The organism is Streptomyces sp. PTL18, assembly GCF_059510295.1.
In genome coordinates, this window is the sequence record NZ_JCAJZO010000007.1 from 356535 (window position 1) to 380719 (window position 24185).

Consider the following 24185-nt stretch of genomic DNA (forward strand, 5'->3'; position numbering starts at 1 on the left):
AGTTTCCGGTCGACCAGGGGTGCAGCCACCGGCCGATGAGTGGGCGGCGTCCACCCGGTCCACCCTCCGTGGACGCCAAGACACCCCCGGTACTCATGCCGACCGGACCTGTTGCCCCCGGAGACGTGGCGCACCTCGGCGACGACGTGCGAGCGCTGATGGAGGCCACCGGGGCGGGAGTCGTCGTATGCGACGTCGGAGCACTCGGACCCGTGCGGCTCGCCACCGTCGACGTACTGGCCCGGCTCCAGCTCGCCGCCCACCGGGCCGGAGGCCGTATCCGGCTGCGTGACCCGACGCCCGCCCTCCGCGCACTACTCGACCTCGTCGGCCTCCCGTTCGAGTTCGAGGGGCAGGCCGAACAGCGGGAACCAGCGCCGGGTGTCGAGGAAGCAGTGGAACCCGGTGATCCGGCCGGCTGACATCTCCAGCACCTGCACCGCCCAGGCCGTGAAGCCGCCCTTCGCCGGATGCGGTTTGTACTGGGCGAAGCCCGGCAGGCCGTTCACCTCGACCGGCAGCAGCCGCGAGCCCGCGCAGGCCGCGCCGAGCGTGGTCATGAAACCGGTGATGTCCGGGGTGCCGCGCAGCCACAGGTCGAACGGCGGCATCGTCATCACCGCGTCCTCGTGCAGCAGGGTCGTCAGCGCCGCCATGTCGTACCCCTCGAAGGCCGCCACATAGCGCTCCAGAAGCTTCCTCTGCTCCTCGTCGAGCGGGTCGGAGACGGCGGCGTCGGCGCCCTCCCCGCTCCGCTCCGCCAGCGTCGCACGCGCCCGCTGCAAGGCGCTGTTGACCGAGGCGACCGAGGTGTCCAGCAGCTCGGCGACCTCGCTCGCCCTCCAGGCCAGCACCTCCCGAAGGATGAGCACCGCCCGCTGCTTGGGCGGCAGTTGCTGAAGGGCGGCCATGAAGGCCAGGCGGACCGACTCCTTGGCGACCGCGGCCTCCGCCGGGTCCCCCGTCACCGGCAGCACCCGCGCGTCGGGCACCGGCTCCAGCCAGGTGCGGTCCGGGCGCGGGGAGAGGACGGCCCGCTCCAGCGGTGCGGCCTCGGTCAGGTCCATCGGGCGGGCCCGCTTGTTGCCCGCGCTCAGCATGTCCAGGCAGACGTTCGTCGCGATCCGGTACAGCCACGAGCGCAGGGAGGAGCGGCCCTCGAACTTCTCGTGGCTCCGCCAGGCGCGGACCATCGTGTCCTGCACCGCGTCCTCGGCCTCGAAGGACGAGCCGAGCATGCGGTAGCAGTACCCCGTCAGCTCGACCCGGTGCCTCTCCAGCCGGACGGCGAGGTCCTCCGCCGTCGCCGTGCCCTCACCCATGGTCCACCCACCCTGCGGCCGTCCCCGTGGCGCACCCTCGCGCCCCCAGCACTTCGCAAGCTACAGCAGCCCTGTGACAACGGTCCCCGGAGCGCACGAACACCCCGGCCCCGACGGCTTGGGGGACGGCCTGCGGTTCAGTGCGCGGGCACCGGCTCCCGGCGGGCGGCGACCCGAGCCGCCCGCGACCCGAACAGGGTGATCACCACGACGCCCGCGACCGCCAGCACACCCATCCCTACCGTTCCGGCCCAGCCCGCCGCGTGGAAGGCCACCGCGCCGAGCGTGCTGCCCGTGCTGGAACCGATGTAGTACGCCGACTGGTAGAGGGCGGACGCCTGCGCGCGGCCCTCCTTCGCCGTGTGGCTGACCGCCGACGACGCCACCGCGTGACCCGCGAAGAACCCCGCCGTGATCAGGACCAGTCCGAGCAGGACCAGCGGGAGCGAGGAGGCCGCGGAGAGCAGCAGACCGGCCGTGGTCGTGCCGCCCGCCAGGTACAGCGCCCCGCGGCGGCCCAGGCTGCCCACCAGCCGGCCCGCCGTCGACGCCGACACCGTGCCCACCAGGTACACCAGGAAGATCGATCCGATGACGCCCTGCGGCAGCCCGAACGGCGCCTCCGTCAGGCGGTAGCCGATCACCGTGTACACGCCGCCGAACACCGTCATGAACAGCGCGCCGATCGCGTACAGCCGCCGCAGCAGCGGGTTGGCGAGGTGGTCGCGGACCGTGCGGGCCAGCACCCGCGGGCGCAGCGAGCCCGCCGTGAAGTGCCGCGGCGCCGGCAGCAGCAGACGGAAAGCCACCGCACAGGCGACCGCGATCACGCCGACGGTGCCCACGGCCACCCGCCAGCCCCACTCCTGGGCGACCCAGCCGGTGATGATCCGGCCGCTCATCCCACCGACGCTGTTCCCGGCCACGAACAGACCGATCGCCGTGACCAGGGCCTTCGGCCGGACCTCCTCGGCCAGGTACGCGGTCGCCGACGCCGGCAGGCCGGCCAGCGCCGCGCCCTGCACCGCCCGCAGCACGATCAGCGAGCCCAGCGAGGGCGCGAAGGGGACGAGCAGTCCGACGGTCACCGCCACGGCCAGCGACGCCGTCATCAGCGTGCGCCGTCCGAAGCGCTCCGACAGGGCGCTCATGGGGAGGACGAACAGCGCCAGTCCACCGGTCGCGCCGGACACCGTCCAGCTCGCCGCGCTCGCCGTCACCCCGAGGTCACGGGAGACGAGCGGCAGCAGGGCCTGCGTGGAGTACAGGAGCGCGAAGGTGGCGACGCCGGCGAGGAAGAGCGCGAGGCTCATCCGGCGGTAGCCGGGGCCACCCGGGGTCATCCGCGAGTCGGGGACAGGGACGGTGACGGCATCGGCGTCCACGGTGGCGGACGCCCCGGTATCGGCAGCAGGCATGACTCGAACGTACGGACACGACCGCTGATCCGTCCAATGCACAGAAACGCCATAATCGTTCCCATGGTGCATCAGCAGAGGTCAGCCGCCCGCCTGTCATCGTCCAGTGACACAAGTGACGCAGAAGACATCGTCACGCTGCTCGCGCCGCGCCTCGCGTACTTCGCGGGCGTCGCCCGAACCGAGCACGTCACGCGTGCCGCGCAGGAGATGCAGGTTCCGCAGTCCACCCTCTCCCGCGCCCTGGTCCGGCTCGAAGAGGACCTCGGCGTACAGCTGTTCGCCCGACGCGGCCGCACGGTGGCCCTCACTCCGGCGGGGCGCACGTTCCTCGCCTCGGTCGAGCGCGCGCTGGCCGAGATCGAACGGGCCGCCGAGGAGGTGCGCGCGGACGCGGACCCCGCCGCCGGCAAGGTCGCCTTCGGCTTTCTGCACACGATGGGCGCCGAGACCGTGCCCGGGCTGATCCACGCCTTCCGCGCCGACCACCCGCGCGTCCGCTTCAGCCTGGTCCAGAACTACGGCGAGGCGATGCTGGAGCGGCTGCGGACGGGGGAGCTGGACCTGTGCCTGACCTCTCCGGTGCCGGACGCCCCCGATCTGGTCGCCCGGCGCCTTGACGAGCAGAAGCTGCGGCTCGTGGTGCCCGCCGACCACCGGCTCGCGAGCCGACGGCGCGTGCGGCTCGCCGAGGCCGCGGACGAGACGTTCGTGACGCTGGAGCCCGGGTACGGGATGCGGCGCATCACCGACGACCTGTGCCGTGAGGCGGGGTTCACGCCGCGGATCGCCTTCGAGGGCGAGGAGGCGGAGACCCTGCGGGGCCTGGTCGCGGCGGGACTGGGGGTGGCTCTGCTGCCGCCGCCCGCCGTGCCGCGGCCCGGTGTCGTGGAGCTGACGGTCACGGCGCCGCGGGCGGTGCGGGAGATCGGCGTGGCGTGGCTGGCGGGGCACGTGGACACGCCGCCGGTGGCCGCGTTCAAGCAGTTCCTGTTGTCGCGGAGGGGGCGGCTCCTGCCGGGGTGACGGTGCGGGCGCGTCGTCGGGTCGCCCTGTGCGGGGGAGCCGCATGCCGTCGCGGCCCCGTCCCCGCCGGGGCCACTTCCGGGGCACCCCCGTTCACCGCCTCAGCGACCTCCCGAATCCCGCCGCCAACGGCATGCGCAACCCCAGCGGCGGCGGAGCCGCCAGAGCGTCCTGGACCGGGCGGGAGAACGCCCGGCCGAACAGCGTGCCCATCACGAAGTCCTCGGTCAGTGCGTGGACTTCCGAGCGGTACTGGTGCAACCCGTGGCCGTCGGCGTGGACTTCGAAACGGCAGATGTCGCGGTTCGCCTTCTTCGCGCGCGACGCGAGGCGGAACGACAGCTCCGGGTCCGTGCGTTCGTCGTTCGTGCCGTGCACGATCAGCACCCGGCGTCCGGCGAGCTGTTTCACCGGTTCGGGTGGCGCCGCCACGTCCTCCTCGGGCAGCCAAGGGGACAGCGCCACCACGGAGGTGACGGCCGTGTGCCCGGCCGCGTGCAGCGCCGCCCGGCCGCCCATGCCCACGCCGACCAGGCAGACCGTCACGTCCCCGTACCGGCGGACGACCTCCTCGGCGGCCCAGTCGGCGTCCTGTGCCGGATGTGCCTCGCTGCCGTTCCAGCCCCGGTAGCGGTAGTGCACCACATGCGCGACGAGGCCTTCGGCGAGACCGGCCCGGGCCAGCCGGCGGCCGAGCGTGCGGACCGAGGCGGTGGCCATCAGGGGGGACGGTCTTCGGAAGGACGCCTCGTCGCCGCTAGGGAGCAGCAGAACCGCGCCGCTCACCGCCGTCGGTTCCGGGCCGAGCGCTCTCCCCAGCCGGGCCCTGCGAACCGGCGTCGCTTGATCTGCCATAACAGAACAGTGTCAGAAGCGACGCCGTACGAAACCTGGCCGACGGATCACCTTTGGGTATCGACGCCTTGCCGCACCCTGTGCTCTACGCGCGTAGGGCGTAGGGTGCGGCAATGACGAGCCAGCACCAGAACACCCCGAGCTGGGACCAGATCCGCCGGGCTCCCAAGGTCCTGCTCCACGACCACCTCGACGGTGGCCTGCGCCCCGGCACCGTCGTCGACCTCGCCCGCGACACCGGGTACTCCCACCTCCCCGAGACCGACCCCGACAAGCTCGGCGTCTGGTTCCGAGAGGCCGCCGACTCCGGTTCCCTGGAGCGGTACCTGGAGACCTTCTCCCACACCGTCGGCGTGATGCAGACCCGCGAGGCGCTGGTGCGCGTGGCGGCGGAGTGTGCCGAGGACCTCGCCGAGGACGGAGTCGTGTACGCCGAGGTGCGGTACGCGCCCGAGCAGCACCTGGAGGGCGGGCTCAGCCTGGAGGAGGTCGTCGAGGCGGTCAACGAGGGCTTCCGGCTGGGCGAACGGCGGGCGAAGGCGGCCGGCCACCGCATCCGCGTCGGAGCCCTGCTCACCGCCATGCGGCACGCCGCCCGCGCCCTGGAGATCGCCGAACTCGCCAACCGGTACCGGGACCTGGGTGTCGTCGGCTTCGACATCGCCGGAGCGGAGGCCGGTTACCCGCCCACCCGGCACCTCGACGCCTTCGAGTACCTCAAGCGGGAGAACAACCACTTCACCATCCACGCCGGGGAGGCCTTCGGGCTGCCGTCCATCTGGCAGGCCCTGCAGTGGTGCGGCGCCGACCGGCTCGGGCACGGCGTGCGCATCATCGACGACATCCAGGTCCTTCAGGACGGCACGGTCAAGCTCGGACGCCTCGCCTCCTACGTACGCGACAAGCGCATCCCGCTGGAGCTGTGTCCGAGCTCCAACCTCCAGACCGGCGCCGCCGACTCGTACGCCGGCCACCCCATCGGGTTGCTGCGGCGGCTGCATTTCCGTGCCACGGTGAACACGGACAACCGCCTGATGTCGGGGACGAGCATGAGCCGGGAATTCGACCACCTGGTCGAGGCATTCGGTTACACGCTCGACGACCTCCAGTGGTTCTCCGTCAATGCTATGAAGTCAGCATTCATTCCTTTCGATGAACGACTGGCGATGATCAATGACGTCATCAAGCCGGGATATGCCGAGTTGAAGTCCGAATGGCTGTTCCAGCAGACCGCCTCCACCAGCGGTTCCGGGGAGTCCGAGGGCTGACGGAAGGCTTTTTCGAGACGGCCGGGCGGTCCTCGCCCGGCCGTATTCGTATGTTTGCGGAGCCCGTCGGCGCGTGTTTACGGTTTTGGACCGCTCAGATCTCCGTCATCGGACCCAAGGACGCGTTCAACATGAAGCAGTCTGCTGCCAGGACCCTCGGTGTCGCCGCTCTCGGCGCCGCCTTCGCCGCCGCCGGCGCGGGTGTCGCCAGTGCGGCCCCCGCCGTGCCGGACGCCGCCGCACTGGACTCCGTCACCCAGGCGCTGCCGACGGGCAACGTCGCCCGGACACTGCCCGGCGCGGACCAGGCGCTCGGCCAGGGACAGAACGCGCTCGGCACCGTGGTGGCCACCGCCCGGCCCGCCGCCGAGAAGGCCCTGCGCAACGGACCCGTCGCGCCGGTCACCGGGCTGCTCGGCGGGCTGCCGGTGCAGGGACTGCCCACGCACGGGCTGCCGGTGAACGGCACCCCGGTGGGCTGAGCGCCGCTCTCCCGGACCACGATGGGCGCCCCCTCGGGGCGCCCATCGGCGTGCCTGCGACCCGCAGGGTCACCAGGCCGTGCCGGCCGCCGCCTTCTCCTCCGAGGGGAACAGGATCCACAGGGCTGTGTAGAGCAGGAACTGCGGGCCCGGGAGCAGGCAGGACAGCAGGAAGATCACGCGCATCGTGGTCGCGGAGGTGCCGAAGCGCCGTGCCAGCGCTGCGCACACTCCGCCGATCATCCGTCCGTGGGTGGGGCGGGCCAGGGCGGTCATGGTGGCTCCTTCGCGAACCGTGGTGGAACCCCGCTCCGGCGCTGCCGGACGTCCGGGGGCCGACGCCGAACTTCTCGGCGCTTTCGGTGTGTTCCACGCTACGGGGGCGAAGCGGACGAAGCGTCGCTCTACGGAGCCATTCCGACCCTGGGAATCGTCGGGGTCCGACCCTGAGCCGGCTCCTCACGGGGGTGGGCGCCCCGGCCGTGGGACTCCACCCGCCGGCGCAGCCGGAACCGTGCCCCGGGCACGACCAGGAGGTGCGCCAGCGCCACCCCGACCGTGTTGAGCAGGATGGCGTCGATGTCCACGACCTGTCCGGGCACCCCGGTCCGCAGCAGCTCGATGCCCAGGGAGATCAGGGTGCCCGTGGCGACCGTACGGACCAGCGAGCCGAGCGGGGAGACGACGAGCCGCCCGCCCGCCATGGGCAGCAGGACACCGAGCGGTGCGAGCAGCGCGAGCCCCTCGCCGATGCGGCGGGCGGCCTCCGGCCAGCCCAGTGCGAGATCGGCTCTGATGCCGGCGAGCGGATGAAGGTTTGCGGGCCTCACCCAGGGCACGTCCAGCGGTCGCAGCGTGATCCAGGCGACGAGCGCCAGGTGTGCGACGAGGAGGACACCCCCTGCCACACGGACGCGGATCGCGGCGCTGCCGCCGATTGAGCCTTGACGCTGCACGCCCCCCTAGACGCCGGTCCCGGCACGATCGGTTCCCCTTTTTTTGGCCGGCCTCGCCCACCTCCGGGGCACCCGGGCCGGTGCCGAGCGGGTGCCCCCTGGTTCACCCGCCGGTGACCTCGGTCGAAGGCGGTGCCACCGCACCCGGGTGCGAGCGCACCTGAGCCGTGCACCGGTAGCGGTGCAGCGGCCGGTCGTCGGGGCCGCCGAGGACGACCGTCCCGTCGTCGGCGGTGGTCGCCTCCGAGTCGGCGAACGTGCAGACGATCTGCCCGAGGGCGGAGGAGGTGAGGTCCTGCAGGCGGCTGCTGAGCCGGAAGGTGTCCTCCGGGTCCTTGCCGCGCGGGCCGCTCACCGTGATGCCGCCGGCCACGTCCGTGGTGAAACCGGCCTGCTTCTCCGCGGGCGACGGCGTCGTGGCGAGCTGGTCGAGCAGCCCCTGCGCCACCAGCACCCGGCGCTGCCGCTCGGCCGTGCCGTCCGGGATGTGCACGGCACGGTCCACCGCCACCAGCTGCGAGGCGCACAGCAGGAAGACCTGCACGGGAACGCCACGACCGGCCTGCGCGGCCAGGTCCGCACCGGACAGCGCACACGGCGTCCGGGACGGCGCCGGCCCGAAGTCCGTCGGCACCTGGGTGGCCCGGATCCCGCACCCCGCCAGCAGCGCGGCCAGCAACGGCACGGCGAGCCAGGGGCCCGCGCGGTGTACGGTCCCCCGGCGCCCGCGCCGTGTCGTCGCCAGGCGTGTGTCCCGGGCCCTCATCGTGCCTTCTCCTGCGTGCCGTTCCCGTTCCGCGTCTCCTGCTCGACCAACGGGGACGCGTCGCGGGGGAGCCGCAGGGTGAACACCGCCCCGCCTTCGGGAGAGTTGGCGGCGGCGATGCTGCCGCCGTGGATGTGCGCGTTCTCCTGCGCGATGGACAGGCCGAGGCCGCTGCCCTCGGAGCGCGGACGCGAGGCGCTCGCCTTGTAGAAGCGGTCGAACACGTGCGGCAGGACGTCCTCGGGGATGCCGGGGCCGTGGTCCCGCACCCGGATGACCAGTTCCTCGCCCTCCTCGCGCACCGAGACCCGTACCGGCGAACCGCCGTGCTTGAGCGCGTTGCCGATCAGGTTCGCCAGGATGACGTCGAGGCGGCGCGGGTCCAGGCGGGCCATGACGCCGCGCTCCGCGTCCAGCTCGACGGCGTCCAGCCAGGCGCGGGCGTCGATGCACGCGGTGATCTGGTCGGCGATGTCCACGTCGTCCAGGACGAGCCGGGCCGTGCCCGCGTCGAAGCGGGTGACCTCCATCAGGTTCTCGACGAGGTCGTTGAGCCTGCGGGTCTCGCTGACCACCAGCCGGACGGCCGGCTCGATCATCGGGTCCACGCTGCCGGTCTCCGCGTCCAGCTCCTCCTCGAGCACCTCCGTGACGGCCGTGATCGCCGTCAGAGGCGTCCGCAGCTCGTGGGACATGTCGGCGACGAAGCGGCGGGAGGCCTCCTCGCGGGCACTCATGTCCGCGACCGTCTTCTCCAGGGACGCGGCGGCGCGGTTGAACGTCCGTGACAGCTCGGCCAGTTCGTCCGTTCCGGACACGCGCAGCCGGGTGTCCAGCTTGCCCTCGCCCAGCCTCCGGGCCGCGATGCCCAGGCGGTGCACCGGCTTGAGCACGGTCGTGGCGGCGGCCTGCGCGAGCAGCGCCGAGCCGATCAGCGCGAGACCGGTGGCGATGCCGAGCGACCAGGCGAGCGAGTCGAGGTCCTTGGCCTCCGGCTCCAGCGACTTGAGCATGTAGCCGGTCGTGCCCCCGTCGATCACCTTGGCGCCGCCCACCAGGTACGGCTTGCCGTCCTCCACGATCCGCTGCCAGTACAGGTGATGGGCGTACTTGTTGGTGGAGGACACCTTCTGCTGCTTGTCGACGGCCTTCCGCAGCGACCGCGGCACGTCCTGGAGCGTGAAGGAGTCCAGGTCGGAGTTGCCGACGACGGTCTTCCCGTGCTCGTCCTGCGCTGTCAGCAGCACACTGAAGCGCTGGCTGCTGTTCGCCATCTGGCCGGCCGCGCGCTGCAGCTCGTCCTGCGTCGGGTGCAGGGGCAGCGAACTGGCGTGGTTCTGCAGCTCCTGCTGGAAGTCGCGCAGCACCGCGTCCTGTGCCCGGGTGAGCACGGACTCACGGTTCAGCCAGTACGCGATGCCGGACGCCGACACGGCGGCGGTCAGCGCGACGAGCCCGAACACCACGACCAGACGCAGACGCAGACTGGTGAAGCGCAGGCGGGACAGTACGGTCCTGCGAGCCGCGGCCCAGCCGCGGATTCCCCCTGGCGAGTCGGTCACTGAGGGGCGTCCAGGCGGTAACCGACACCACGGACGGTACGGATGAGCGTGGGCGACGACGGCACGTCCTCCACCTTGGCACGCAGCCGCTGCACACACGCGTCGACCAGCCGTGAGTCGCCCAGGTAGTCGTGCTCCCACACCAGCCGCAACAACTGCTGCCGCGACAGCGCCTGCCCGGGCCGCCGGCTCAGCTCCAGGAGCAGCCGCAGCTCGGTCGGGGTCAGTTGCAGGTCCTGGCCGTTCTTGGTCACGGTCATCGCGGCCCGGTCGATGACGAGGTTGCCGAAGGCCGCCGAGTCGCTGGCCTCGCGCTCCCCGCGGCGCAGCACGGCCCGGATCCGGGCGTCCAGCACCCGTCCCTGCACGGGCTTGACGACGTAGTCGTCGGCGCCGGACTCCAGCCCGACCACGACGTCGATGTCGTCGCTGCGCGCGGTCAGCAGGATGATCGGCAGCTGGTCGGTGCGCCGGATGCGCCGGCACACCTCGAACCCGTCGATGCCGGGCAGCATCACGTCCAGCACGATCAGGTCCGGCCGCTGTTCGCGCAGCAGCTTCAGACCGTCCTCGCCGGTGGCAGCGGTGGCCACACGGTGTCCCTGGCGCGTCAGAGAGAGCTCCAGGGCCGTTCGGATGGCGTCGTCGTCCTCGATCAGCAACAGGGAAGGCACGGGGGTCATTCTGGCCCATGCCATGGCGGTGTTTCGACTGTCGGGCCGCCCCGGCCCCTTCCGCCCGGCAGGACGCCCCTGTCCGCCAGGCCTGCGCGGCGGTACCGCTCTTCTGTGTGAGCGGGCTGTGACACGGCTGCGGACGACCCCTGTGACAGGTCTGTGACAGTCGACGGACACGGCCATGAACTGGCCCGGGCAGGCTTCTCGGCACAGGCAAGGAAGCGAGCCGACGACCGGGACTCCACGACGGGGGGCGCGAGATGAACACGCTGCACGGCACCGCCACGAGCGCAGTGGTCACGCGTCTGCACGACGTCGCCCGGAACACGGAGAACTCCGGTGCCGGTGTGGGTCCCTCCCCGCTCGAGCGCAGTCGAGAGCTCGGGGGAGGGCGGGGGTGCGCTCGCGGCACCGGGCGTCAGCACACCGCGTTCATGGCGGTGGTTGACGCTCGCACGGGGGAGGCACACGGGGGAGCAGCGTACGGGGAGGCCTCGGGGGAGCGTCGTTCGGCGACGGAGGCGGAGTTCACCGCCTACGTCGAGGAGCGCCGCGCCTCCCTGTACGCCACCGCCTACCACCTGACCGGTGACCGCTTCGAGGCCGAGGACCTGCTGCAGAGCGCGCTGTTCTCGACCTACCGGGCGTGGGACCGGATCAGCGACAAGGCCGCCGTGGGGGGCTACCTGCGGCGCACGATGACCAACCTGCACATCAGCGCGTGGCGGCGCCGCAAGCTGAACGAGTACCCGACCGAGGAACTGCCCGAGACGCCCGGCGACACGGACGCGATGCGCGGTACGGAACTGCGCGCCGTCCTGTGGCAGGCGCTCGCCCGGCTGCCGGAACTCCAGCGCACCATGCTGGTCCTGCGCTACTACGAGGGCCGCACGGACCCGGAGATCGCGGAGATCCTCGACATCAGTGTGGGCACGGTGAAGTCCAGCATCTGGCGGTCGCTCCGCCGGCTGCGCGACGACGAGGTCCTCAGCTTCGGCCGTGACCAGGAGGAGTCCTTCGGCGAACTCGTCGCCTGAGGGACGGGGGGAAGCACGGGGGAGTACGGGGGAGACGGGGAGCGGTACCGCTCGGGGGAGCGGTACCGGGGGAGGGAAGCACGGGGGCACGGAAAAACGGGGGATCACGGGGGAGCGCAAGGGAACGGGACTGGTGGGCCGGGGGGTCCAACCAGTCCCGTTTCTCGTGCGGTCCCCACGCGTCGGGACCGGTGGGGCTACGCCGCCGTACCCACCGCCGCGCGCGGTCCCGCGGCCGCCACGGCCAGCCGGCCCAGTGCCTCGTCCCGGTCGCAGGCGTACGCGCCGAGCGCCGTCTGCCGGGCCACGATCGACCGCTCGGCGCGCATCAGCCGCCAGCCGCGGCGCAGCAGGAACGGCACCGACTTGCGGCCTTCCCTCAGGTCGCGCAGGAAGCGGCGGCGGAACGTCGTGAGCGGTCCGCGGGTCAGGCACAGCGCGTCCGCCAGCAACCCGAGTTCGCGGCAGCGCTCCACGATCTCGGCGGCGAAGACGCCCTCCGCGACGAACACCGGCGCACGGCCGATCTCCAGCGTCTCCTCGCCCGTACGCGCGCTCAGGGCGATGTCGTACACCGGCACCGTGGTACGGCCCGTCGCGCACAGGTCGGCGATGGCCGCGACCGCGACGTCCGCGTCCCACGACCGGGGGTGGTCCCAGTCGATGTCCGAACTCCCCTCCACCAGGGGCAGTGTGGGGTCGTCACCCTCCTTGTAGAAGTCGTCGAGCCGCAGCACGGGCAGGCCGCAGCGGGCGGCTACGAGGGACTTGCCGGAGCCGGAGGGGCCGCACAGCAGCACGACGCGGGCGGGGACCGGGGGATGAGGACTCACGAGACACCAGTGTGACGCATTCCGTACACCTTGCCGACCCCGCGGGTCGACGTTTGGAGCGCACATCACACCTCAACTACGCTGCGTGGCGACATTCTCACGTTTCGCAGCAAGAAGGTGGCAGCAGCCATGGCACGACACGCCTCCCCCACGTCCCCCACCGCCCGGCGCGCGCTCGTGGCCCTCGCGACCGCGGGCGTCGCCCTGGGGGCGGGCGCCGCCTCGGCGTCGGCGGCGGACGGCGCCCCGCCGGCCGACGTGACGGGGACCCGGCCCGCGTCGCTCGGCAAGGTCGACCCGCAGGCGGGCGTGTCGGCGCTGACCGGGACCGTGGGGTACGTCACCGGGCCCGTGCGGTATGCCGCCGGGCCGCTGGCGGACCTGAAGCCCAATCCGCTCGCGGGCACGGGCGTCGACCCGCTCGACAACGGCGTCGCCGCCCGACTCGCCGACTTCAAGCCCCTGTCGTCGCGGTCCCTGACCCGGCCGGTGGCCGAGGCGGAGTCCCTCGGGAGCGTCCTGGTGGCGGGTCAGGTCGTCGGGGCGCTGCGCTGACCGCTTCCCGGCCGGCCACGGCAGACGGAGAGCCGTGCTTTCCCCGGACGGAGGGAAGGCACGGCTCTCCGGCCTGTGGGGCTCCGCAGGGGCCGCGGCAGGCGTCAGTACGACGAACCGGACGCGCCCAGCGACCCCGTCGGATGCCAGACCGTCTTCGTCTCCAGGAAGGCGGTCATGCGCTCGATGCCGGGCGTCTCGAAGTAATCCACAGGCTGTGGACGCAGAACGCGCTTCAGGTTGTCCGCCGCGGCGACCTCCAGCTCCTTCGCCAGCGCCTCGCCGGCGCCGGCGAGGTCGATCGCGTTGACGTCCTGGTGCGCGGCCAGCGGCGCGGCGATCTCCGCCGTGCGGCCGGAGAGGATGTTGACGACCCCACCCGGGACGTCGGAGGTGGCCAGCACCTCGCCGAGGGACAGGGCGGGCAGCGGGGCCTTCTCGGAGGCGACGACGACCGCCGTGTTGCCGGTGGCGATCACGGGGGCCACAACCGAGACCAGGCCGAGGAAGGACGACTCCTGTGGGGCCAGTACGGCGACCACACCCGTCGGCTCGGGGGAGGAGAGGTTGAAGTACGGGCCCGCGACCGGGTTGGCGCCGCCGGTCACCTGGGCGATCTTGTCGGTCCAGCCGGCGTACCAGACCCAGCGGTCGACCGTGGCGTCCACCACGGCCGCCGCCTTCGACTTGGACAGGCCCTCGGCGTCGGCCACTTCGCGGACGAACTGGTCCCTGCGGCCCTCCAGCATCTCCGCCACGCGGTAGAGGACCTGGCCGCGGTTGTACGCCGTCGCGCCGGACCAGCCGCCGAAGGCCTTGCGCGCGGCGACGACCGCGTCCCGCGCGTCCTTGCGGGAGGAGAGGGGCGCGTTCGCCAGCCACTTGCCCTTCGCGTCGGTCACCTCGTACACCCGGCCGCTCTCGGAACGCGGGAACTTCCCGCCGACGTACAGCTTGTAGGTCTTGAAGACAGTGAGCCGATCAGACATCGAGGTACGCCTCCAGGCCGTGGCGGCCGCCCTCGCGGCCGAAGCCCGACTCCTTGTAACCGCCGAACGGCGAGGTCGGGTCGAACTTGTTGAACGTGTTGGACCAGACGACACCGGCGCGCAGCTTGTTCGCGACGGCCAGGATGCGGGAGCCCTTCTCGGTCCAGATGCCCGCCGACAGGCCGTACTGCGTGTTGTTCGCCTTCGCGACCGCCTCGTCCGGCGTGCGGAAGGTGAGCACCGACAGCACCGGTCCGAAGATCTCGTCGCGGGCGATGGTGTGCGCCTGGGTGACGTTGGTGAAGAGCGTCGGGGCGAACCAGTAGCCGGAGGTCGGCAGCTCGCAGGCCGGCGACCAGCGCACGGCGCCCTCCGCCTCGCCCCGCTCGGCCAGGGCGGTGATCCGGGCCAGCTGCTCGGCGGAGTTGATCGCGCCGATGTCGGTGTTCTTGTCCAGCGGGTCGCCGAGCCGGAGCGTGGAGAGCCTGCGCTTCAGGGCGTCCAGCAGCTCGTCCTGGATCGACTCCTGCACCAGGAGACGGCTGCCCGCGCAGCAGACCTGGCCCTGGTTGAAGAAGATGCCGTTCACGATGCCCTCGACGGCCTGGTCGACCGGCGCGTCGTCGAAGACGATGTTGGCGCCCTTGCCGCCCAGTTCGAGGGTGAGCTTCTTCCGTGTGCCGGCGACCGTGCGGGCGATCTCCTTGCCCACGGCGGTGGAGCCGGTGAAGGCGACCTTGTTCACGCCCGGGTGGGCGACGAGGGCGGCGCCCGTGTCGCCGTAGCCCGGGAGGATGTTGACGACGCCCTTGGGCAGACCGGCCTGGCGGCAGATGTCCGCGAAGAACAGGGCGGACAGGGGCGTGGTCTCGGCGGGCTTGAGCACCACCGTGTTGCCGGTCGCCAGCGCGGGGGCGATCTTCCACGCCAGCATCAGCAGCGGGAAGTTCCAGGGAATGACCTGGCCGGCCACGCCCAGCGGGCGCGGGTTCACGCCGAAGCCGGCGTGGTCGAGCTTGTCCGCCCAGCCCGCGTAGTAGAAGAAGTGGGCGGCCGCCAGAGGCAGGTCGGCGTCCCGCGTCTCCTTGATCGGCTTGCCGTTGTCCAGCGTCTCCAGGACGGCCAGCTCGCGGCTGCGCTCCTGGATGATCCGGGCGATGCGGAACAGGTACTTGGCGCGCTCGGAACCCGGCAGCGCCGACCACTTCTCGAAGGCCCTGCGGGCGGCCCCGACCGCGCGGTCGACGTCCTCGGCACCGGCCCGGGCGACCTCGGACAGCACCTCCTCCGTGCTGGGCGAGACGGTCTTGAAGACCTTGCCGTCGGCCGCCTCCACGAACTCGCCGTCGATGAAGAGGCCGTAGGAGGGCGCGATGTCGACGACCGAGCGGGACTCGGGCGCCGGGGCGTACTCGAATGCGGATGCCATGGTGATCAGTCCACCGTCACGTAGTCGGGGCCGGAGTAGCGGCCGGTGGCCAGCTTCTGACGCTGCATCAGCAGGTCGTTCAGGAGCGAGGACGCGCCGAAGCGGAACCAGTGGTTGTCCAGCCAGTCCTCGCCGGCCGTCTCGTTGACGAGGACGAGGAACTTGATGGCGTCCTTCGAGGTGCGGATGCCGCCGGCCGGCTTCACGCCGACCTGGACGCCGGTCTGCGCACGGAAGTCCCGCACGGCCTCCAGCATCAGCAGGGTGTTGGCGGGCGTGGCGTTGACCGCGACCTTGCCCGTCGAGGTCTTGATGAAGTCCGCGCCCGCCAGCATGCCGAGCCAGGAGGCGCGGCGGATGTTGTCGTACGTCGACAGCTCACCGGTCTCGAAGATGACCTTCAGCCGGGCGCTGTCCCCGCAGGCCTCCTTCACGGCGACGATCTCGTCGTACACCTTCAGGTACCTGCCGGCGAGGAACGCGCCACGGTCGATGACCATGTCGATCTCGTCGGCGCCCGCGGCGACGGCCTCGCGGACGTCGGCCAGCTTCACGTCGAGGGCGGCGCGGCCGGCCGGGAAGGCGGTGGCGACCGAGGCGACCTTCACGCCCGAGCCGGCGACGGCCTCCTTGGCGACGGCCACCATGTCGGGGTAGACGCAGACCGCGGCCGTGGTGGGTGTCGTACGGTCCGTCGGGTCGGGGTGGACCGCCTTGGCGCCGAGCGCCCGGACCTTGCCCGGGGTGTCCGCGCCTTCCAGCGTCGTCAGGTCGACCATCGAGATGGCGAGGTCGATGGCGTACGCCTTCGCGGTGGTCTTGATGGAACGGGTGCCGAGCGAGGCGGCGCGCGCCTCCAGGCCGACCGCGTCGACGCCGGGCAGCCCGTGGAGGAAGCGGCGCAGCGTGCTGTCGGACGCGGTGACGTCTGAGAGCCGGACGGGGGTACCGCCCCGCTCGGGCGAAGCCGAGAGCTCGGGGGAGGGTGCAGTGGTGGGCATGGTCACCAGCCGAGCATATCTACGCGCGTAGCGGCTGTACACCCCCGGACGCGCATCGCAACCCGGGGGAGACCGCCCACGACCGCGCCGGGTCCGTCATGCAGAATCGGGACCATGACGACGCCCGAGCACGAGCCACCAGCACCGCAACCGCCGGCCTCCGAGTTCGGGGAGCGGGTCCACCGGTCGTCCGGAGGCATCGCGGGCGGTGTCCTGCTGCTCGCCGTCGTCGCGTGGCTCGGCTTCGACGCGCTGCTCAGCGGCCACGGCCGCACCCCCTGGCTGGCGCTCGCCGCGATGATCCTCGTCGTGCCGCTGGTGGTCGCGTTCACCCTGCGGCCCGCCGTGTACGTCAACGACGAGCGGCTCCGCATCCGCAACCCCTTCCGCGTGATCGTCCTGCCCTGGAGCCAGGTCGCGGTGGTGCGCTCCGGTTACTCCAACGAGGTCATCGCCAAGTCCGGCACCAAGTACCAGCTGTGGGCGGTGCCCGTGTCGATGCGGGCGCGCAAGAGGGCGGCACGGCAGCAGGCTCGGGTCGCCGGAGCGGGCCGGCCGTCGAGGCCTCTTCCCTTCGTCCGCGGCGGTGGGTCGGTCGCCGGTCCGGTGGGCACCACCCGGCCTGCCGGCCCCGCCCGCGCCGCCACCGACCAGATCATGGACGACCTGCGCGAGCTGCACGAGACCCGGGAGCGGGAGGAGAGGGCCCAGGGCGAGGTGACGGTCCGCTGGGCGTACGAGATCGCGGGGCCGGCGCTCGCCGGAGCGGTGCTGCTCGCGATTCTGCTGGCGGTGGGCTGAGCGGAGGGCTTCCATCCCGCCGCGCGCAGGCGAGGTGAGACCGCTGTCGAGATGCTCGCCTGCCGGCTGTGAGCCGGGCGAAAAGGCCCGGTCGCCCCGGCGCGGCTGCTGATTCGATGCGCGGGTGGTGATCTCCCCGAAAGGCACGGGGCCCCCGCCGCAGACCCGTGGCCCGGGTACTTCGCCGCCTGCGGGCACCCAGGGGCCCACCGGATCGGCGCCGGCGTCGAGGGCGTCGTCCACAGGCTGCGCCGCAACACGGTGTTCACCGCGCAGACGCCCTGATCGCAGCCGGGCGCAGGTGCCTCGGCCGGCGAGCAGGGCGTGCGTCCACCGGTCCTCGCGCGGGCGGAGCCGGTCAGATGCCGGCCGCCGCCGCCAGGTCCCGCTTGATCGTCGCCAGCAGTTCCGCGGCCCTGGCCCGGGCCCCCGGGAGATCGGCATGCCCGGCGACCGGGACCACGACCTCCAGGTAGCACTTCAGCTTCGGTTCCGTGCCGCTGGGCCGGACGATCACGCGGGCGCCGTCGAGTGTGTAGCGCAGACCGTCCGTGGGCGGGAGCTTGTCCGTGCCCTGGGCGAGGTCCTCCGCCCCGGTGATCGGCAGGCCCGCGAGCGCGGTCGGGGGCTGCTCGCGCAGGCGGCGCATCGCGGCGGCGATGACCGACAGGTCCTGCACGCGGACCGAGAGCTGGTCCGTGGCGTGCAGGCCGTGTGCGACGGCGAGGTCGCCGAGGAGGTCCAGGAGGGTGCGGCCCTCGGACTTCAGCTCCGAGGCGAGCTCCGCGATCAGGAGGGCGGCGGTGATGCCGTCCTTGTCGCGTACGCCGTCCGGGTCGACGCAGTAGCCGAGCGCTTCCTCGTAGCCGTAGCGCAGACCCTCCACGCGGGCGATCCACTTGAAGCCGGTGAGGGTCTCCTCGTACGGCAGGCCCGCCTTCTCGGCGATGCGGCCGAGGAGGGAGGAGGAGACGATCGACTCGGCGAAGGTGCCGCGCGCGCCGCGCCGGACCAGGTGGGCCGCCAGCAGGGCGCCGACCTCGTCGCCGCGCAGCATGCGCCAGTCGTCGCCGTCCTTCACGGCCACGGCGCAGCGGTCGGCGTCCGGGTCGTTGGCGACGACCAGGTCGGGGTCCGTCTCGCGGGCCCTGGCGAAGGCCAGGTCCATGGCGCCGGGCTCCTCCGGGTTGGGGAAGGAGACGGTCGGGAAGTCCGGGTCGGGGTCGGCCTGCTCCGCGACGAGGGCGGGCTCGGGGAAGCCGGCCCGGGCGAAGGCGGCGAGGAGGACGTCCTTGCCGACACCGTGCATCGCCGTGTAGACGCAGCGGGCGGTGCGCGGCGAGTCCGCGGCGAGGACGGCGTCCGTGCGGGCCAGGTAGGCGTCGAGGACGCTGTCGTCGAGGACCTCCCAGCCGGAGTCCGGGCGGGGGACCGAGGTGAGGGTCGTGACCGCGTCGATCTCGGCCGCGATCTCCGCGTCGGCCGGGGGCACGATCTGGGAACCGTCGCCGAGGTAGACCTTGTAGCCGTTGTCGCGGGGCGGGTTGTGGCTGGCGGTGACCTCCACGCCGGCGACCGCGCCGAGGTGCCGGATGGCGAAGGCGAGGACGGGGGTGGGCAGGGGGCGGGGCAGGACGGCCGCGCGCAGACCCGCGCCCGTCATGACGGCGGCGGTGTCCCGGGCGAAGTCGGCGGACTTGTGGCGGGCGTCGTAGCCGATCACGACGAGGCCGTCGGTGTGGCCCTTGGCCCTGAGGTACGCGGCGAGGCCCGCGGCGGCGCGGATGACCACCGAGCGGTTCATGCGCATCGGGCCGGCGCCGAGTTCGCCGCGCAGGCCCGCGGTGCCGAACTGGAGAGTGCCGCTGAAGCGCGCGGTGAGCTCGGTGACGTCCTCGGCGTCGATGAGCTTGGCGAGTTCGGCACGGGTGTCCGCGTCGGGGTCCTCGGCCAGCCACGCCTTGGCCCGTGCGATGAGTTCGTCGTGCACGTCGGGTCAACCTCTCGTTGTGGGGTCGGGGGGTCTCGGTGGTGGGGTGGCGGGCGGGCGCGCGTGGCGCACCGCTCTCCGGTCCAGTGCAGCACGGGCGGCCTGGGCGGAGGGGGAGGACCGGGCCGAGGGCCGGCACGGGGTCTGGGGGCGGAGCCCCCAGAGGGAGGGCGCCCCGTGCGACGGTTCCCCTACAGCCGTTCCAGCACCTGCGCCAGCAGTGCCCCCATCCGCGTGGCGGAGTCGCGGCCCGCCTGCAGGACCTCCTCGTGGTTCAGCGGTTCGCCCGTCATGCCGGCGGCGAGGTTGGTGACCAGGGAGATGCCCAGGACCTCGGCGCCCGCCTCGCGCGCGGCGATCGCCTCCAGGACCGTCGACATGCCGACCAGGTCCGCGCCTATGGTGCGGGCCATGCGGATCTCCGCCGGGGTCTCGTAGTGCGGGCCGGTGAACTGTGCGTAGACGCCCTCCTCGAGGGTGGGGTCGATCTCCTTGCACAGGGCGCGCAGGCGCGGGGAGTACAGGTCGGTGAGGTCGACGAAGTTGGCGCCGACGATCGGGGAGGTCGCGGTCAGGTTGATGTGGTCGCTGATCAGGACCGGCTGGCCCGGCCGCATCGTCTCGCGCAGGCCGCCGCAGCCGTTGGTGAGGACGATCGTCTTGGCGCCGGCGGCGACGGCGGTGCGGACGCCGTGCGCGACGGCTGCGACGCCGCGGCCCTCGTAGTAGTGCGTGCGGCCGAGGAAGACCAGGGCCCGCTTCTCGCCGACCCGGTAGGAGCGGATCTTGCCTCCGTGGCCCTCCACGGCCGGCGGCGGGAAGCCGGGCAGCTCGGTGACGTGGAGTTCGGCGTCGGGGGCGCCGAGGGCGTCTACGGCCGGAGCCCAGCCGGAGCCCATCACGAGGGCGACGTCGTGGGTCTCGGCACCCGTCAGCTCCCGCAGGCGCGCGGCGGCGGCGTCGGCGGCGGAGTAGGGGTCGCCCTGGAGGTCGTCCGGAAGAAGAGATGCGTTCACGCGCATGAGGGTAGCCGGTCTTTGCCTACGCGCGTAGATGACGGAGGTCACGGCAATGCGATCGTTGTCTTTCCCGCCTCCGGTCAACGGAAAATAGCCCAACGAAAGGGAAATTAAGGGAGAAGTGGATGGAAAAGGTCAGCAGGGGCGCTTGCGCAGCTCCATCACATAGTCGTGCGGTGCTCCCGCGGACTCCGCCGCGTCCGCGATCTCACCCAGGTAGCGGGCCGAGGGCAGGCCGCCCTCGTAGGCGTTGAGGACGTACGTCCAGGCCGTCTCCTCGCCGTCCAGCGTGTGCACGCGGACGCTGCGCAGACGGCGGTAGACGTCGAGGCCCACGCCCTCCCAGCGGTCCATCGACTCCTCGTCCATCGGCGCGATGTCGTACAGCGCGACGAACACCTGGGACAACGGGTCCTCGACGATCGTCGCGAGGGCGCCCTCCCACCCCATGTGCTCGCCGCCGAAGGTCAGCCGCCAGCCGTTCAGCCAGCCCGTGGCGCGCAGCGGCGAGTGGGGTGCGCGGCGGGTCATCAGCCGCGCGTCGAGGTTGCCGGCGTACGCGGCGTAGAGCGACATGGAGTCGAGGGTACGGCAGCTCTTCCGCCGCCTCTCCCGTAACAGAAGCGTCACCTGCGGCCCCCAGGAAGAGCGCCGCCCGAAGGGTGCGGGACAATGGAGTACGTGACTCGGATCGTGATCATCGGTGGCGGACCCGGCGGATACGAAGCGGCGCTGGTGGCCGCGCAGCTCGGCGCGGAGGTGACCGTCGTCGACTGCGACGGTCTGGGCGGGGCGTCGGTGCTCACCGACTGCGTGCCGTCCAAGACACTCATCGCGACGGCCGAGGTGATGACCACCTTCGACTCGTCGTACGAAGAGCTCGGGATCATCGTCGCCGACGACACGCCGCCCCTGGAGCAGGCCGCCCGCGTGGTCGGGGTCGACCTCGGCAAGGTCAACCGACGGGTCAAGCGCCTCGCGCTCGCCCAGTCCCACGACATCACCGCCTCCGTCACGCGTGCCGGCGCCCGGGTCGTGCGCGGCCGTGGCCGGCTGGAGGGCATGCAGGCCCTGGACGGCTCGCGCAAGGTCGTCGTACGGGCCGCGGACGGCAGCGAGGAGACCCTCACCGCCGACGCCGTGCTCATCGCGACCGGCGGTCATCCGCGCGAGCTGCCCGACGCCCAGCCCGACGGCGAGCGGATCCTGAACTGGACCCAGGTCTACGACCTCGACGAACTGCCCGAGGAGCTCATCGTCGTCGGGTCCGGTGTCACCGGAGCCGAGTTCGCGGGCGCCTACCAGGCCCTCGGCTCCAAGGTCACGCTGGTCTCCTCGCGCGACAGGGTGCTGCCGGGGGAGGACCCCGACGCCGCCGCCGTCCTCGAGGACGTCTTCCGGCGCCGCGGCATGAACGTCATGGCCCGCTCCCGCGCGCAGTCCGCCAAGCGTGTGGGCGACCGGGTCGAGGTCACCCTCTCCGACGGGCGCGTGATCACCGGCTCGCACTGCCTGATGGCCGTCGGCGCCATACCCAACAGCAGCGGGATGGGCCTGGAGGAGGCCGGAGTCAAGGTGCGCGAGTCCGGGCACATCTGGACCGACAAGGTCTCCCGGACGACGGCTCCGGGCGTCTACGCGGCCGGCGATGTGACCGGTGTCTTCGCGCTCGCGTCCGTGGCCGCCATGCAGGGACGCATCGCCATGTACCACTTCCTCGGCGACGCGGTGGCCCCGCTCAACCTGAAGACCGTCTCCTCGAACGTCTTCACGGACCCCGAGATCGCCACCGTCGGTTACACCCAGGCCGACGTCGACGCCGGCAAGATCGACGCCCGGTGTGTGAAGCTGCCGCTGCTGCGCAATCCGCGCGCCAAGATGCAGGGCATCCGGGACGGCTTCGTCAAGATCTTCTGCCGCCCGGGCACGGGGATCGTCGTCGGCGGTGTCGTGGTCGCCCCGCGCGCATCGGAACTGATCCACCCCATCTCGATCGCGGTCGACAACAATCTGACGGTCGAACAGATCGCGAACGCGTTCACTGTCTACCCGTCCCTGTCGGGCTCGATCGCCGAGGTGGCGCGGCAGCTGCACACCCGGAAGACGTCGGGCGAGGGCTGACGGCCGGGGCGCCCGCTCTCCGGCCGCGCCCCAGGTCGGGCGGTGGGTCTCGGCCTGGGACCCACGATGCGGTACGGCAGCGGCGGACCGGATGGGTACGGATCGGGCGCCTATACCACTTTCCGCCCTGCCGTGCGAACAACTTCTGTTATTCGGCGCAAACTGCTGAAAGCAGACGGTCGTTGGGGTTACTGTCAGTTTCGTGTTCGCTGCAGAACGTCGTCAACTGATCCTCGAAATGGTGCGGGCCAACGGGGCAGTGTCGCTCCGAGAGCTCGCCCGCGTCGTCCAGACCTCCGAAGTGACCGTACGGCGGGACGTGCGCGCACTGGAGGCCGAAGGACTCCTCGACCGCCGGCACGGCGGTGCGGTGCTCCCGGGCGGGTTCACCCGGGAGTCCGGCTTCCCGCAGAAGTCCCATCTCGCGACCGCCGAGAAGACGGCCATCGCCGACCTCGCCGCGAGCCTCGTCGAAGAGGGTGAGGCCATCGTCGTCGGGGCGGGTACGACCACGCAGGAGCTGGCCCGCCGGCTCGCGCGGGTGCCCGGGCTGACCGTCGTCACCAACTCGCTCCTGGTCGCCCAGGCGCTGGCGCACGCCAACCGTGTCGAGGTGGTCATGACCGGCGGCACCCTGCGCGGCTCGAACTACGCCCTGGTCGGCAGCGGCGCCGAGCAGTCCCTCCAGGGCCTGAGGGTCTCCAAGGCCTTCCTGTCCGGCAGCGGGCTCACCGCCGAGCGCGGCCTGTCCACGTCGAACATGCTGTCGGCGTCCGTGGACCGGGCGCTGGTCCAGGCGGCGGCCGAGGTGGTCGTGCTCGCCGACCACACCAAGCTGGGAACGGACACGATGTTCCAGACGGTGCCGACGGACGTCATCACCCGGCTGGTCACGGACGAGCCCCCGGCGCACGACGACCGCGCGGCCACGGAGCTGCAGGCGCTGGCCGACCAGGGGGTGCAGATCGCCATCGCCGGAGCCTCGGGCGCGGACCCGGTCCCGGCCGGCGGCCGGCAACGCCGGGACGTGCCCCTTCCGGGCCCCCGCCGCAGCCAGGCCCCCGGCCCGCAGCTCCGCAGTGCGACAGCCCTCGGTGAGCATCCCTCGGGAGAGCGCGCCCGGGTGGCGGACCTGCGCCGCCGCTGACACACGGCGTCGGCGCTCGGGCCCGCCGGGGCTGCAAGCCGGGTCGCTGCCGACGCCGCCGTCCGGCCGGCTTCCAGTCCGCCGCCCGCCCGCCCGGCCCGGCCTGGCTTGCCGTCCGTCGGTGGGTGGCTGGCTTGGGGTCTGTCGGGTGATTGCGGAGTTCGCAGCGTCTGCCGGTGGGTGCCCGGCTTGGGGTCTGTCGGGTGATTGCGGTGCCCGCGGCCTCGTTCGTCGGTGGGTGCCCGGCTTCGGGTCCGTCGGATGACTGCCGAGCCCCCAGCCTCGTCTGCCGGTGGATGCCCGGCTTCCGGCCGACGGGCGACTGTCGAGACCCAGCCCCCAGCCCCCGTCCGCCGGGCGACCCGTCTCGCCGGCGGCCGGCAGGAAAGCAGGCGCCCGGCGGGCTCGGTTCTCCGATCCGCCGGGCGTGGTGCTGTGCGGGCCCTCAGTGGGTGCCGTCAGTCCTTGATCTCGCAGATCGCGGCACCGGAGGTGACGGAGGCACCGATCTCGGCGCTCAGGCCCTTGATGGTGCCCGCCTTGTGGGCGTTCAGCGGCTGCTCCATCTTCATGGCCTCCAGGACGACGACCAGGTCGCCCTCCTTGACCTCCTGGCCCTCTTCGACCGCGACCTTGACGATGGTGCCCTGCATCGGCGAGGCGAGGGTGTCGCCGGAGGCGACAGGGCCGGACTTCTTGGCCGCGCGCCGCTTCGGCTTGGCCCCGGCCGCCAGGCCCGTGCGGGCGAGGGACATCCCCAGCGACGCGGGGAGGGAGACCTCCAGGCGCTTGCCGCCGACCTCGACGACGACCGTCTCGCGGCCCGACTCCTCCTCGGCCTCCGTCTCGGCGGGGGCGCTGAAGGGCTTGATGTCGTTGACGAACTCGGTCTCGATCCAGCGGGTGTGGACCGTGAACGGGTCCTCAGAGC

Annotated in this window: 25 protein-coding genes; 9 read left to right on the forward strand and 16 right to left on the reverse strand. The window is 72.3% G+C overall.

All coding sequences use genetic code 11. The annotated features are described in order from the left end of the window. Positions 1–35 precede the first annotated feature (35 nt). On the forward strand, positions 36–422 hold the full coding sequence (locus AC5WS8_RS16920; protein ID WP_496104237.1) for an STAS domain-containing protein: 387 nt from the start codon (positions 36–38) through the stop codon (positions 420–422). On the opposite strand, the gene AC5WS8_RS16925 is transcribed toward AC5WS8_RS16920, so the two are convergent. Together AC5WS8_RS16925 and AC5WS8_RS16930 are read right to left on the reverse strand one after the other, a co-directional pair. Next, the gene (locus tag AC5WS8_RS16925) at positions 315–1322 is read right to left on the reverse strand and encodes a sigma-70 family RNA polymerase sigma factor (RefSeq protein ID WP_496104203.1); all 1008 of its coding nucleotides are present in this window, start codon (positions 1320–1322) and stop codon (positions 315–317) included. The two genes, AC5WS8_RS16920 and AC5WS8_RS16925, sit on opposite strands and share 108 nt — an antisense overlap. A gap of 137 nt (positions 1323–1459) precedes the next feature. Then, complete coding sequence (locus tag AC5WS8_RS16930; protein WP_496104204.1) at positions 1460–2740, reverse strand: MFS transporter; 1281 nt, start codon at positions 2738–2740, stop codon at positions 1460–1462. 63 nt (positions 2741–2803) lie between these two features. Here AC5WS8_RS16930 and AC5WS8_RS16935 point away from each other — a divergent pair, with 63 nt between their 5' ends. Next, complete coding sequence (locus AC5WS8_RS16935) at positions 2804–3766, forward strand: LysR family transcriptional regulator (protein WP_496104205.1); 963 nt, start codon at positions 2804–2806, stop codon at positions 3764–3766. Positions 3767–3859: 93 nt separating this feature from the next. Here the strand turns inward: AC5WS8_RS16935 and AC5WS8_RS16940 are convergent, their stop codons facing one another. Continuing rightward, positions 3860–4621 carry an alpha/beta hydrolase family protein gene (locus AC5WS8_RS16940; RefSeq protein WP_496104206.1) on the reverse strand — a complete coding sequence of 254 codons (762 nt, stop codon included), beginning with the start codon at positions 4619–4621 and terminating at the stop codon, positions 3860–3862. Between the two features lie 113 nt (positions 4622–4734). Here AC5WS8_RS16940 and AC5WS8_RS16945 point away from each other — a divergent pair, with 113 nt between their 5' ends. Then, entirely contained in the window at positions 4735–5889 is a 1155-nt protein-coding gene (locus tag AC5WS8_RS16945) for an adenosine deaminase (RefSeq protein WP_496104207.1), read from the forward strand. Between the two features lie 131 nt (positions 5890–6020). Continuing rightward, on the forward strand, positions 6021–6371 hold the full coding sequence (locus AC5WS8_RS16950; RefSeq protein WP_496104208.1) for an ATP-binding protein: 351 nt from the start codon (positions 6021–6023) through the stop codon (positions 6369–6371). Positions 6372–6440: 69 nt separating this feature from the next. Here AC5WS8_RS16950 and AC5WS8_RS16955 read toward each other — a convergent pair whose 3' ends face one another. The 5 genes from AC5WS8_RS16955 to afsQ1 all read right to left on the reverse strand — a co-directional run bounded on the left by AC5WS8_RS16955 (position 6441) and on the right by afsQ1 (position 10329). After that, positions 6441–6647 carry a PspC domain-containing protein gene (locus AC5WS8_RS16955; RefSeq protein ID WP_496104209.1) on the reverse strand — a complete coding sequence of 69 codons (207 nt, stop codon included), beginning with the start codon at positions 6645–6647 and terminating at the stop codon, positions 6441–6443. A 128-nt stretch (positions 6648–6775) separates the two neighbouring features. Continuing rightward, the gene (locus AC5WS8_RS16960) at positions 6776–7327 is read right to left on the reverse strand and encodes a VanZ family protein (protein WP_496104210.1); all 552 of its coding nucleotides are present in this window, start codon (positions 7325–7327) and stop codon (positions 6776–6778) included. A 103-nt stretch (positions 7328–7430) separates the two neighbouring features. After that, complete coding sequence (locus tag AC5WS8_RS16965; protein ID WP_496104211.1) at positions 7431–8093, reverse strand: hypothetical protein; 663 nt, start codon at positions 8091–8093, stop codon at positions 7431–7433. After that, complete coding sequence (locus tag AC5WS8_RS16970) at positions 8090–9655, reverse strand: ATP-binding protein (protein WP_496104212.1); 1566 nt, start codon at positions 9653–9655, stop codon at positions 8090–8092. Before AC5WS8_RS16970 ends, AC5WS8_RS16965 begins: the two co-directional genes overlap by 4 nt. Beyond that, positions 9652–10329: a two-component system response regulator AfsQ1 gene (afsQ1, locus tag AC5WS8_RS16975; RefSeq protein WP_103837555.1), complete on the reverse strand. Its 678-nt coding sequence runs from the start codon at positions 10327–10329 to the stop codon at positions 9652–9654. Before afsQ1 ends, AC5WS8_RS16970 begins: the two co-directional genes overlap by 4 nt. Positions 10330–10592: 263 nt before the next feature. On the opposite strand from afsQ1, the gene AC5WS8_RS16980 reads away from it, so the two are divergent. Next, entirely contained in the window at positions 10593–11369 is a 777-nt protein-coding gene (locus tag AC5WS8_RS16980; RefSeq protein ID WP_496104213.1) for a SigE family RNA polymerase sigma factor, read from the forward strand. A gap of 197 nt (positions 11370–11566) precedes the next feature. Here the strand turns inward: AC5WS8_RS16980 and AC5WS8_RS16985 are convergent, their stop codons facing one another. After that, entirely contained in the window at positions 11567–12268 is a 702-nt protein-coding gene (locus AC5WS8_RS16985) for a uridine kinase (RefSeq protein WP_496104214.1), read from the reverse strand. A gap of 63 nt (positions 12269–12331) precedes the next feature. Here AC5WS8_RS16985 and AC5WS8_RS16990 point away from each other — a divergent pair, with 63 nt between their 5' ends. Next, positions 12332–12757 carry a hypothetical protein gene (locus AC5WS8_RS16990; RefSeq protein ID WP_496104215.1) on the forward strand — a complete coding sequence of 142 codons (426 nt, stop codon included), beginning with the start codon at positions 12332–12334 and terminating at the stop codon, positions 12755–12757. A gap of 104 nt (positions 12758–12861) precedes the next feature. Here AC5WS8_RS16990 and AC5WS8_RS16995 read toward each other — a convergent pair whose 3' ends face one another. The 3 genes from AC5WS8_RS16995 to deoC are packed head-to-tail and all read right to left on the reverse strand — an operon-like array spanning position 12862 to position 16176. After that, on the reverse strand, positions 12862–13746 hold the full coding sequence (locus AC5WS8_RS16995; protein WP_496104216.1) for an aldehyde dehydrogenase family protein: 885 nt from the start codon (positions 13744–13746) through the stop codon (positions 12862–12864). After that, a complete protein-coding gene (locus AC5WS8_RS17000; RefSeq protein WP_496104217.1) occupies positions 13739–15175 on the reverse strand; it encodes an aldehyde dehydrogenase family protein in 1437 nt (478 codons plus the stop codon). Before AC5WS8_RS17000 ends, AC5WS8_RS16995 begins: the two co-directional genes overlap by 8 nt. Before the next feature lie 5 nt (positions 15176–15180). Then, positions 15181–16176: a deoxyribose-phosphate aldolase gene (gene deoC / locus AC5WS8_RS17005; protein ID WP_496104238.1), complete on the reverse strand. Its 996-nt coding sequence runs from the start codon at positions 16174–16176 to the stop codon at positions 15181–15183. Between the two features lie 114 nt (positions 16177–16290). Between deoC and AC5WS8_RS17010 the strand changes: the two genes are divergently transcribed. Next, positions 16291–16977, forward strand: a complete 687-nt coding sequence (locus tag AC5WS8_RS17010; RefSeq protein ID WP_496104218.1) for a PH domain-containing protein — start codon at positions 16291–16293, stop codon at positions 16975–16977. A gap of 358 nt (positions 16978–17335) precedes the next feature. Here the strand turns inward: AC5WS8_RS17010 and AC5WS8_RS17015 are convergent, their stop codons facing one another. From AC5WS8_RS17015 to AC5WS8_RS17025, 3 genes are all read right to left on the reverse strand, one after another. After that, a complete protein-coding gene (locus AC5WS8_RS17015) occupies positions 17336–18967 on the reverse strand; it encodes a phospho-sugar mutase (protein ID WP_496104219.1) in 1632 nt (543 codons plus the stop codon). Between the two features lie 191 nt (positions 18968–19158). Beyond that, positions 19159–19983, reverse strand: a complete 825-nt coding sequence (locus tag AC5WS8_RS17020; RefSeq protein ID WP_496104220.1) for a purine-nucleoside phosphorylase — start codon at positions 19981–19983, stop codon at positions 19159–19161. Positions 19984–20121: 138 nt separating this feature from the next. Beyond that, the gene (locus AC5WS8_RS17025) at positions 20122–20562 is read right to left on the reverse strand and encodes a gamma-glutamylcyclotransferase family protein (RefSeq protein ID WP_103837389.1); all 441 of its coding nucleotides are present in this window, start codon (positions 20560–20562) and stop codon (positions 20122–20124) included. A gap of 96 nt (positions 20563–20658) precedes the next feature. On the opposite strand from AC5WS8_RS17025, the gene AC5WS8_RS17030 reads away from it, so the two are divergent. Both AC5WS8_RS17030 and AC5WS8_RS17035 read left to right on the forward strand, forming a co-directional pair. Continuing rightward, positions 20659–22107 carry an NAD(P)H-quinone dehydrogenase gene (locus AC5WS8_RS17030; protein ID WP_496104221.1) on the forward strand — a complete coding sequence of 483 codons (1449 nt, stop codon included), beginning with the start codon at positions 20659–20661 and terminating at the stop codon, positions 22105–22107. Between the two features lie 202 nt (positions 22108–22309). Next, positions 22310–23254 carry a DeoR/GlpR family DNA-binding transcription regulator gene (locus AC5WS8_RS17035; protein WP_496104222.1) on the forward strand — a complete coding sequence of 315 codons (945 nt, stop codon included), beginning with the start codon at positions 22310–22312 and terminating at the stop codon, positions 23252–23254. A gap of 458 nt (positions 23255–23712) precedes the next feature. Here AC5WS8_RS17035 and AC5WS8_RS17040 read toward each other — a convergent pair. Then, a partial coding sequence (locus tag AC5WS8_RS17040) for an acyl-CoA carboxylase biotin carboxyl carrier protein subunit (protein WP_496104223.1) occupies positions 23713–24185 on the reverse strand: 473 nt, incomplete at its 5' end.

Bases quoted from the DNA above. Each gene is read 5' to 3' on its own strand.
- AC5WS8_RS17030 (WP_496104221.1), top strand. From the start codon at position 20,659: ATGGAGTACGTGACTCGGATCGTGATCATCGGTGGCGGACCCGGCGGA.
- AC5WS8_RS16950 (WP_496104208.1), top strand. From the start codon at position 6,021: ATGAAGCAGTCTGCTGCCAGGACCCTCGGTGTCGCCGCTCTCGGCGCC.
- AC5WS8_RS17025 (WP_103837389.1), bottom strand. From the start codon at position 20,562: ATGTCGCTCTACGCCGCGTACGCCGGCAACCTCGACGCGCGGCTGATG.
- deoC (WP_496104238.1), bottom strand. From the start codon at position 16,176: ATGCCCACCACTGCACCCTCCCCCGAGCTCTCGGCTTCGCCCGAGCGG.
- AC5WS8_RS17010 (WP_496104218.1), top strand. From the start codon at position 16,291: ATGACGACGCCCGAGCACGAGCCACCAGCACCGCAACCGCCGGCCTCC.
- AC5WS8_RS16935 (WP_496104205.1), top strand. From the start codon at position 2,804: ATGGTGCATCAGCAGAGGTCAGCCGCCCGCCTGTCATCGTCCAGTGAC.
- AC5WS8_RS16985 (WP_496104214.1), bottom strand. From the start codon at position 12,268: ATGTGCGCTCCAAACGTCGACCCGCGGGGTCGGCAAGGTGTACGGAAT.
- AC5WS8_RS16980 (WP_496104213.1), top strand. From the start codon at position 10,593: ATGAACACGCTGCACGGCACCGCCACGAGCGCAGTGGTCACGCGTCTG.
- AC5WS8_RS16930 (WP_496104204.1), bottom strand. From the start codon at position 2,740: ATGCCTGCTGCCGATACCGGGGCGTCCGCCACCGTGGACGCCGATGCC.
- AC5WS8_RS17000 (WP_496104217.1), bottom strand. From the start codon at position 15,175: ATGGCATCCGCATTCGAGTACGCCCCGGCGCCCGAGTCCCGCTCGGTC.
- AC5WS8_RS16925 (WP_496104203.1), bottom strand. From the start codon at position 1,322: ATGGGTGAGGGCACGGCGACGGCGGAGGACCTCGCCGTCCGGCTGGAG.
- AC5WS8_RS16995 (WP_496104216.1), bottom strand. From the start codon at position 13,746: ATGTCTGATCGGCTCACTGTCTTCAAGACCTACAAGCTGTACGTCGGC.
- AC5WS8_RS16990 (WP_496104215.1), top strand. From the start codon at position 12,332: ATGGCACGACACGCCTCCCCCACGTCCCCCACCGCCCGGCGCGCGCTC.
- AC5WS8_RS16920 (WP_496104237.1), top strand. From the start codon at position 36: ATGAGTGGGCGGCGTCCACCCGGTCCACCCTCCGTGGACGCCAAGACA.
- AC5WS8_RS16955 (WP_496104209.1), bottom strand. From the start codon at position 6,647: ATGACCGCCCTGGCCCGCCCCACCCACGGACGGATGATCGGCGGAGTG.
- AC5WS8_RS16940 (WP_496104206.1), bottom strand. From the start codon at position 4,621: ATGGCAGATCAAGCGACGCCGGTTCGCAGGGCCCGGCTGGGGAGAGCG.
- AC5WS8_RS16965 (WP_496104211.1), bottom strand. From the start codon at position 8,093: ATGAGGGCCCGGGACACACGCCTGGCGACGACACGGCGCGGGCGCCGG.
- AC5WS8_RS16945 (WP_496104207.1), top strand. From the start codon at position 4,735: ATGACGAGCCAGCACCAGAACACCCCGAGCTGGGACCAGATCCGCCGG.